The sequence below is a fragment of the Paraburkholderia phenoliruptrix genome (assembly GCF_902859825.1).
Classification (GTDB): Bacteria; Pseudomonadota; Gammaproteobacteria; order Burkholderiales; family Burkholderiaceae; genus Paraburkholderia; species Paraburkholderia phenoliruptrix.
On record NZ_CADIKB010000100.1, the window covers coordinates 1 to 2,836 of the forward strand.

2 protein-coding genes and 1 pseudogene are annotated in these 2,836 nt (G+C 61.2%); all 3 read left to right on the forward strand.

The genetic code is table 11. From position 1 onward, the window contains the following. Window positions 1–223 (forward strand): annotated as a pseudogene (locus HV711_RS33080) (hypothetical protein); the annotation flags it as partial. Further along, window positions 220–2,115, forward strand: coding sequence for a hypothetical protein (locus HV711_RS33085; RefSeq protein WP_035482746.1), 1,896 nt, complete (start codon window positions 220–222; stop codon window positions 2,113–2,115). The pseudogene HV711_RS33080 and the gene HV711_RS33085, both read left to right, overlap by 4 nt. After that, entirely contained in the window at window positions 2,112–2,462 is a 351-nt protein-coding gene (locus HV711_RS33090) for a hypothetical protein (RefSeq protein ID WP_035482749.1), read from the forward strand. Before HV711_RS33085 ends, HV711_RS33090 begins: the two co-directional genes overlap by 4 nt. Window positions 2,463–2,836: the final 374 nt, after the last annotated feature.

A 2,836-nucleotide genomic window follows, 5' to 3' on the forward strand; every position in this document is an offset into this window, starting at 1 on the left:
CCGTCACTGCGTCAGACTCGTGTGCGGGCGTGCTGACTCGATCGAGCAGTACGACAGATCGTTCGGTGCGGTGCTGCGACGCGTTGACTTCCTGCTCGACGAACTGCGTAGGCGGGATGCCGCGCTGGTCGAACAGATCGAGCATGACGTTGATATTGAGGGGAATCTGGACGCTTTCTGGTCGGCCAAGCTCGACCAGCTTTACGAATTGGGAGTGGCATGAACAACACACTGATCGCGCCGACCGCTAAGCGGCCCGACTGGTATCGGGTCGAGGACGATACGGTCGTCACGCGCGACACGTCCGGGAACACTGTTTCGCTGTTTGGTGACGATACCTGGGACATCCGTGCGTACGCGGTTGGGCCACGCAGCACGCATCTCTATTTTAGGAGCCACTTGCCTGACGGCGTGAATCGCGCGCTTTCAGAAGCAACCACGCGTCAATGGAAGCAGGTCATGTACTTTCTGATGCACGAAGCGACCGATATGGTACCGGCGTCCGGCACGCTTCAGGCTCGTTCAATCAACCTGAGGGAGTTCACGTTCTTTGCCGCCGCACGTCAACTTACGCTCTACGAGGGCCTGTCCAATGTCGCCGTTGTTCTGGACTATGCGGCGCAAGCCGGAATGGAGTCGAAGGCCCAACGCCTTCATTCGATTCTGGTGAAGCTTCACCGTCTGGGCGTCGAGACCACAGGGCTGCGCGTACCGCTGGTCCAATTACATAAGCCTCTGCTTAAACGCTGGGCGCAACACGCTGGATACTCGCAATACCCTGCCATCCCGACGCGGATCTACCAGCACTTCCTGTCGACCTGTCAGCATGACCTCGGCATCGCTGAAGACGTCGCTGATGTTCTGTCGGACCACCTCGCACGCGTATACGCTGGCGAGAGGCCTGGTGTCCCTTCAGAACTGGTAAGTACTGCAACGCACTTCAGGTGCGAGGACCCCCGTTACGTCGGGTCGTCGCTTGTGGCGTCGATCACCGCGCTATGTCAGCTTGTCATCCTGTCGTTCACCGGCATGCGCGCGGCAGAAGCAGAGACCCTGCCCTACAACTGCCTGAGCGAGTCCCGTCTGGATGGCGTGACGCACTACACCATCGAGGGCGTCACGACCAAACTGTCGGGCGGTCGTCCCAGGCGCGCGTGCTGGGTGACCAGCCCGCTCGCTGCCCGCGCTATCAGGCTCGCGCAACGCCTGTCGGGCGAGGCGCACCGTGCGCACGGCGCGCAAGGCTACGCCGAATCGACGGACGGTTCGCACCTGCTGTTCTGCCGGATGGGTCTGCCGATAGGCCCGCGTCATGGATACGTGGCAAACCGGGCGGCAAGTAAAGTAGCTAACTATATCGAAGCCTTTCGTGAGCGCGTCTTTCCGACGATCACATTCGAGGACATCGCCGAGCTGAAGCGTGTCGACATGCACCGCGCGTGGGAAGACGAGCCGAAGTACGCGCTCGGGCAGCAGTGGCCGTTCACCCGCCACCAGCTTCGCCGGAGCCTAGCCCTCTACGCCCATCGGAGCGGCCTCGTGACGCTACCTACGCTCAAACGTCAGCTGCAGCACCTCACGCACGAGATGAGCACCTACTATGCGCGCGGCTCGGCGTTCGCGAAGGGTTTCATCGACACCGACAAGCGCCACTTCGCGAAGGAATGGGCCGAGACGCAGGGCCTGTCCGAGTATCTCGCGTACGCCGAGCAGGTGCTGTTCGCTGACGAGCGGCTGTTCGGCGGGCACGCAGCGTGGACGCAGAGCCGTGCCGTGCAGGCCTCGCCTGTGTCGGTCTACTCGCGCGAGCAAACGATCAGAAAGTTCGAGAAGGGTGAACTCGCATATCGCGAGACGGTGCTGGGCGGCTGCGCCAGCGTCGAGCCCTGCAGGTCGACACCGCTCGACTGGATGCGTCTGGATTGTCTTGAATCGAACTGCCGTAATCTCATCGTCGTGCCGTCGAAGCTTCAGCGAGTGATCAAGGCGCAGCAGGCTACGGTCGGGAAGCTGCGCGCAGTTGATGAGACAAGCGTCGAATACCGTATCGAGGCACAGACGCTGCAACGACTGCTTGACGCGCAGGAGAAACTGATCAAACCGGAGGCAACATGAGCGACTACTACGCCGCCCTTGAGCGGCTGAAGAAACGAAAGGGAGTGCGTATCAACAACGACACCGTGGCGATCGAGGCGGGCCGCAAGAAGGGCAGCATCAAGAAGTCACGCCCGCAGTTCACAGCACTGATTGACGCGATCGATGCAGCCAACGCGGTAGCCGGGCGTCCGAAGCTCGAACTGGCCGAGCGTCTGGACCGGGCGAAAGGCGACGCGAAGGATCTGCAGGCACAACTTGACGAGTCACTGGCTCGTGAGCTCGCACTGCTGCGTCAGGTGTTCAGCCTGCGCAAGGAACTGGCCGCGCTACGAGGCGGTAGCGTCCTGCCCCTGCACCCGCGCTAGATCGGGGCGGGCGTTTTCGCTCGAAACGGGCACTTGGGCTGCTTCATCTGCGTCGACCTGGTGCTCGCGAAGGTTCCCGCTACGGGTCACCCGGCGTAGTGACCCATCAAACGATCGTGGTTCTGTGACACCGCTGAATGGGTCAAGGGCGGGCGAAGCCCAGCGAAGTGAACCCTTGACGCGCGATGGTTTGACACGCTCTGGCATGGTCGGACACCCGGCTTTATCGGGCTTCCGACCATGCGAAACCTGCGGTGAAAGATGGACACACAGACGGTCGACCTGTCCACTTTTTCGGTTGATCTGATGGACACTCCGCAGACTGCTGATTCCAGCATTTTCAAGGCTCCGGCTGATGTCCATTGTTTTTCTCT

What these genes read in the sequence shown, in the direction of transcription:
- HV711_RS33085 (WP_035482746.1), top strand. Translation starts at nt 220, where the DNA reads ATGAACAACACACTGATCGCGCCGACCGCTAAGCGGCCCGACTGGTAT.
- HV711_RS33090 (WP_035482749.1), top strand. Translation starts at nt 2,112, where the DNA reads ATGAGCGACTACTACGCCGCCCTTGAGCGGCTGAAGAAACGAAAGGGA.